This is a genomic window from Symplocastrum torsivum, from assembly GCF_059505465.1.
In genome coordinates, this window is sequence record NZ_JCACKQ010000115.1 from 209,538 (window position 1) to 215,537 (window position 6,000).

6 protein-coding genes are annotated in these 6,000 nt (G+C 44.0%); 3 read left to right on the forward strand and 3 right to left on the reverse strand.

Features of this window, described 5'->3' with window-relative positions; genetic code table 11:
* Nucleotides 1-422: 422 nt before the first annotated feature.
* Together AC5JL3_RS28560 and AC5JL3_RS28565 are read right to left on the reverse strand one after the other, a co-directional pair.
* A complete protein-coding gene (locus tag AC5JL3_RS28560) occupies nucleotides 423-827 on the reverse strand; it encodes a YidH family protein (protein ID WP_496077673.1) in 405 nt (134 codons plus the stop codon).
* 51 nt (nucleotides 828-878) lie between these two features.
* Nucleotides 879-1,469, reverse strand: coding sequence for a Crp/Fnr family transcriptional regulator (locus AC5JL3_RS28565; protein ID WP_496077674.1), 591 nt, complete (start codon nucleotides 1,467-1,469; stop codon nucleotides 879-881).
* A 255-nt stretch (nucleotides 1,470-1,724) separates the two neighbouring features.
* On the opposite strand from AC5JL3_RS28565, the gene AC5JL3_RS28570 reads away from it, so the two are divergent.
* The gene (locus AC5JL3_RS28570) at nucleotides 1,725-2,537 is read left to right on the forward strand and encodes a phosphate/phosphite/phosphonate ABC transporter substrate-binding protein (protein WP_496077675.1); all 813 of its coding nucleotides are present in this window, start codon (nucleotides 1,725-1,727) and stop codon (nucleotides 2,535-2,537) included.
* Between the two features lie 322 nt (nucleotides 2,538-2,859).
* On the forward strand, nucleotides 2,860-3,255 hold the full coding sequence (locus AC5JL3_RS28575; protein ID WP_496077676.1) for a DUF4278 domain-containing protein: 396 nt from the start codon (nucleotides 2,860-2,862) through the stop codon (nucleotides 3,253-3,255).
* A gap of 84 nt (nucleotides 3,256-3,339) precedes the next feature.
* On the opposite strand, the gene AC5JL3_RS28580 is transcribed toward AC5JL3_RS28575, so the two are convergent.
* Nucleotides 3,340-4,689: a tetratricopeptide repeat protein gene (locus AC5JL3_RS28580; RefSeq protein ID WP_496077677.1), complete on the reverse strand. Its 1,350-nt coding sequence runs from the start codon at nucleotides 4,687-4,689 to the stop codon at nucleotides 3,340-3,342.
* A 324-nt stretch (nucleotides 4,690-5,013) separates the two neighbouring features.
* On the opposite strand from AC5JL3_RS28580, the gene AC5JL3_RS28585 reads away from it, so the two are divergent.
* On the forward strand, nucleotides 5,014-5,775 hold the full coding sequence (locus tag AC5JL3_RS28585; RefSeq protein ID WP_496077678.1) for a C1 family peptidase: 762 nt from the start codon (nucleotides 5,014-5,016) through the stop codon (nucleotides 5,773-5,775).
* The last annotated feature ends 225 nt before the right edge of the window (nucleotides 5,776-6,000 follow it).

Genomic DNA, 6,000 nt, shown 5'->3' on the forward strand with positions numbered 1-6,000 from the left:
TCAAAAAAGTGAAGCCTTTCACTTTAAAGAATATTACGGTATTTAAAAATTTTGGAAGTAATTTGATTTAAATTTAGGCTCAGGGGTATTGGTAATAAAAAAAGGCTGAAAACTCTATCAGAAAAGGGTTTCAGCCATTTTTAAGATTTAACATAAAAAGGGAAATTAATTCTTTAAAGTGGAAAATAATAATTTAATGGACAGTTGTACAAGCAATGTTGCTTCTGCCTTCTTGCTCTAGGACTAGCGGTTTTTCCGGATTAGGTAAGGGTAGTGTCGGATAAAGAAGAACTAGATGCACCCTTGATCGACCCCCTCAGTTTCCCACTGAGGGTTTTTTATTGTTGTTTGTGGCGATCGCAAATCCTACAAGGTTGCGTTCAAATATGTAAATCAGGCTCAACCAACAAGGCAAGCCGCGATCACTCAGTATCATCGACATAGAACGTCACTGACATGAAGGGGGCAGTGAAGATGAAATAGATTACCCCAGCTCCCAGAAGTGTTACGGCAATACTGAAGAGTACTATCCAACGGCTTGTGGGTTCATAGGTGTCTTCGTCGATCGCATTCCTAATCGAGAAGTAATGTAGGGTTGAGAGCAATACCGTCATCAGACCTACCACTGTGAAGAATAAACCCAACTTCCAGCCATTACCCGGACGAGGCAGTTGGGGAATTTGAAAGTAACGTAGACGCACAATGACGACACCGAAACCCATAAGCGAGATCGCACTACGCATCCAGGCTAAGTAGGTGCGCTCATTGGCTAGATGATCTCGCACCCGCGACGAATTCTGTCGCCCTTGTTTATTTGTCTGACTCACCACTCACCCTCTGTACCATCCAACGTATCTTTAGTAATGGGTTGTACTCGCTTAAATTTCGTAATGCCAGAACGGCGACTTGTCATGCAGAACAATAAACTTGCGCGGGAGACGCTCAATAATGCCTTGGTTCTCAAAATCCTTGAGAAGTCGCGTCACCGTCACTCTAGTCGTCCCAATGATTTCAGAAAGTTCTTGATGAGTTAAACGTAGCTCTATCCGTTGTCCTCTCTCGACTTCCTGACCAAACTTGTTTGCCAGCCAAATCAATAATCGCAAGAGCGAAGTTTCAACTGAGCGGCAATGCAAAATCTCCAAAAACTCTTGAAATTGCTGAATGTGTTTGATTAGAGCATCATTGACCTGATACCACCTATCAACAGGCAGTAAGGTTGCCTCTACAGCAGTAAGGCATTCAATTTGATAAGGGTCAGCCTTTGATAGCACCCGCGATACAACATCCCCTGCCCCCCACAAACCCAGCGTCACATTTGTTCCATCTTCCAGCCAAGTTGAAGTGCGAACCACTCCACTCTCAATTTGCCAGAGATAATCCCGCCCCAAGGGTAGTAGAGAGCGACGCGGAAATTGACTGTGTTTAATCTCAATAGTCCCTGTCGATAAGTACCTATAAGCCGTCATTTCACTCATCCTGATTGTGAAAAACCCTTCACCGCATCAAATCCCTATTAGTCGTCAAAGATGGGTTGAAGGAATTTTACCAGTAAAATACTTTATCTCGATAGGGAAAGTGTAGTTTAAGATAGAAAAGCTAAGAATTCTATTGGTTGCTGACTGTTCCGGAAGTCTCGTTAACCATTGACGGCAGCGCCGCGTTTCTGAACAGACTCCTGTGCAGGCTGGGCTTTAAGCCACCTTATTGTTAGTCGTGTCTCAATGAACCAACCCAACAAACTCAAGCTAGTCTCCTATCTTGCTCCGAATATGTTTGGATTCTATGAGGCAGTCGGAGCCTACTTGAGCCGTGTTTTCGATGTAAAAATACAGCTAGAGCAGAGTCAGTATGACCCTCTCGAAGACCCGATACTGCTAAATGATCAACTCGATCTTGCCTTTATCTGTGGCTTGCCGTTTGCACGACATCACCAAGCTAGCAGCCACCAACTGCAAGCGCTAGTTGCGCCAGTAATGCAAGCAACACGCTATCAAAACCGCCCTGTTTACTTCTCCGATATCATCGTCAAGGTTGATAGTGATGTGATGAGCTTTGATGACTTAGCGGGAAAAACCTTTAGCTACAATGACTTGGGGTCGAATAGTGGTTACAACTTAGTACGCCAACGACTAATTCAGGCTAGCTATCCTAGTCACTTTTTTGGCAATCTTATCCCTTCCGGCTCACATCAGCGATCAATTAGACTAGTAATCGAAGGACTAGCTGATTGCGCTGCAATTGATAGCACTGTTTTAGAGCAGGAACTCCGCGATTTTCCTGAATTGTCTCATCATTTACGGGTAATTGATTCAATTGGTCCCTGCCTCGTGCCACCTGTCGTAGTAGCACAGCACCTTGGTCAAGCCTTCAGGGATTCGTTAGAGTCAGCATTAATCCAGGCGGATACAGAACTCCAATCCGCAATGAAGCGATCGCAGATACAGCGCTATGTTCCTGTAAAGTCTGAAGATTATGCTCCCCTTGGCAGAATGTACGATGCAGCTCTCCAAAGAGGTTATGAACGAATCGGCTGAAACGATGGGTAGTAAGCGTTCTTCGAGCAAGATTTTCTTTCTATAACTCAAAGCCTATAGTTCTCTTCACAATATGGCGAAATTCTGATCGACACCTCTTTAGTACAGTACCTTGGAAGTTAAGGTTTATTTCTTCGTCCTACGGTGGGTGTATGTTGAGACCAATTGCCGTAATATCAAATCTAATTAATTACCATTCCAGCTTAGTTCAAGCTGCCGATTCAACTTGGCGACTGTTGGGAAGGATATAGAGTATCACACTTTGAAGCGTAAAAAGCGAGTTAGAAATTAACGTCTACTCTTAGTAGGAGGAATAATCCATATGTCTTTGTTTTTCGTCGTTTCAGTAGCTATTTTAATAATATCTGCCTATATTTTTAAACATTCAGCAGATGAACTTTCCTATCTGGCGGCGGCGATTTCAGGGGTTAGCTTACTGATAAGTTTGATCTTAGCACCCTGGTCAATTCAGTTATTGCTTTTAATAGTTGTCCTGTTAAGCAATAGACAACAAGCACTGCCTTCTGATTATCTAGTTGAACCTCAAGAAGAGGAAAAAGCTAAACTAACTTATCGTGGTGTCAGCTATGAACCTACTCCTCCTCCAGTGGATGTAACTGAGGCTGAGATGACAGGAAAATATCGAGGTCAGTTCTGGAAAACTCGCAACTTAGTAAAAACATCTGAGACTCAACCGTCCTCAACTCCAAGCGATTAGTGGCTAGCGTTGGTCGTTAGTAGTGAACTGCCCTGGAGCCTCCTACTCTTCTGCCTTCTTGCACTAGATCTTAATTTAGGCTGATTAAACTGCTTGCCGCATTATCTCGATGCTGAACCCTGGTTTGTGAGACTTCACAGTTAATCCACGCTGAATTGAGGGAACATAGCGACGGGAGGTGAAACGCTTTTCCAAAAGATAGAGTGCTTCACGATTCTGTTCAGCACGTAACCATGCATCAAGATACACTTGTTCAAATAAATCCCGTTGGGCGTGACTGCCGCCAATCTCATGTAGACGCAGCAACGTTGGTCTGAGGTAAGCGATCGCATTTTCCCATTCTTGCTTTGCATAAGCGACTATTCCTTGAGCCGCTGGCACCACAACCTCAGCCCAAGTTTTTTGAACATAGGACTTCACGTTCTCTGCATGAGCTTGCATACTCAACAGCATTTCGTTCACGAGTTCCGTTTGAGATGCTCGTGCTAGGGCGTAAACGTAATGTAAATCTTGGAAAGGGAGGGAATGTTCATGGATTCTAGCGGTGAGATAAGGTACAAGTTCCTCCCAACGCTTGCCAATATCTACTCCTCTCAACTCTAGCCGCAGCAGTATCTGAATTGAACCAATTTGGTCTTTAGGAGATTCTTTCCAGGCACGGCCCCAGATGTGGCTATCGTAAAGTTCCAGCACTTTTGGAAAATTTTCCTGTTCTAGGTAGTAAAGGGCGATATGCCACCAGTTATGCGTGTACAGCATTGAATTACAGTTTTCCCACGTCTGTGAAAGGCTCTCCATCCAGGCAATCCCTTCCTCCAGCCGTCCCTGAGTTTCCATAACATGAGCTACAGCATGGTGCGCCCACGGGTCATTCCGATTCATTTGGGTTGCCCGTCGTCCGGCTTCTTCTGCTTCACTGAGATGATGGCACTGTTCTAAACCGAAGGCAATCATGCCGTGTAGGTAGTGATTTTCGCGATTCGCAGATAAAACGTTTTGAGCAATTTGCAGCAAGCTTTCTTTATTGCCAAGGTAGAAGTAATGGTACTGAGCCATCTGGACGGCAACTAAGTCACGAGGAAAGGCAAAAGCGATCGCTTCGAGGTGGGCAATTGCTTGATCAACTCTACCTGTTGCCCAAGCAACAACCGCTGAGATATATAACTTTTCCCGCTCAGTGGCAGAAGCTTGGTAGGTTTTTGCCGCGTTGAGATAAGGCACAGCTTGACGACGAGACTCTGCACTTTCATGGGAGAGGTAAAACGCAGCCGCATGAGCATTTGCAATCGCACAGGTTGGGTCTGCCTCAATTCCTTGGAAAATAGCTACTGCATCCTTACCATAAGCTAGCGTCTGGTCAGCGTAACGATTAATTGCTGCGATCGCTTCTGGTGAATCGGTTGAAACATCTAGCCCTTGCGAGTCTTGTAACATGTTGTCTCCCTCAGATTGATTTGCTGTGCGCTCAATTATGACGATTGGCTGGAGTTACCTTCAATCTACTGTAACTTGATAGAGTTACTGTACTTACTGAAAGTATTGCACAGCCCTAAACCAACGGCAAGCGCTGGCAAGGTAGAAGTGGTTAGAGTATCCGGTAGGAGAGTGGCAATAAACGATTAGATATCCGAGCCTCTTACCGCATAAGGCTGATAAAAGATAACTGTAGGTTAATAGCTGAGAAACTACAGCAACCTACAAGTGAGATACTATCGTTGAACTTACAAAAAAATCGCTCAAACCAACAGCATCAACCCTATGAATACTCGAACTCAAGGCTACGGATGGATTCCTGATACACCTGATCCAAGGGACATAAAATACTCCGCTCCACAAGCCGTTGTTTTTTATTTACCGCCAAAAGTAGACCTGCGGGCACAGTTACCTCCTGTTTATGCACAAGGTTCTATAGGAAGCTGTACAGCACAATCTATTTGCGCGGCGTTTCATTTCTGTCAAATGAAACAAAAATTATATAACTTTGCACCAAGTCGATTGTTTACTTACTACACCACTAGAGATATTGAAGGAACCGTTTACGAAGATAGTGGTGCAATGCTCAGAGACACTATCAAATCTATCAACAAGTTTGGAGCTTGCCCAGAATCGATTTGGTCTTATGATATTGCCAAATTCACGCTGAAACCCACGGTAACTTGTTACGATACCGCTAGTAGACATAAAGCCCTTTCTTATCGTCAGGTATCGCAGAATCTTGATCAGATGAAAGGCTGTCTCGCGGAAGGCTATCCTTTTTCCTTTGGCATGACTGTTTACGAAAGCTTTGAAGAAAAAACTGTCGCTCAAAATGGTGTGGTACAAATGCCTCTACCAGGAGAGAAAGAAGTTGGTGGTCATGCTGTATTAGTCGTTGGTTATGATAATGCAACCCAAAGATTTCTTGTTAGAAATTCTTGGGGAACTGAATGGGGTATTAAAGGTCATTTTACCCTGCCTTATTCCTACATTTTGAATCCAGATTTAGCCACTGATTTTTGGACAATTAGATTAGTTAATTGATGAAATTTTAACTATTTGTAGGGTGCGTTACAACGCACCCTACGCCTTAACATTCACTAAATTGGTCTATGAGTCTAGTGCGTCAAGGCAAAAGTTTCTGACCACGTCGCCTGATGATGGAGAGATTTTTACTAGTCAGTTATTTCTGCCCCGTTGCACTAGTGCATCCTGGCAGAAGTAACTGACCACCCCTTGGGGTGGTAAAAAAGAGGAGAGACACACTCA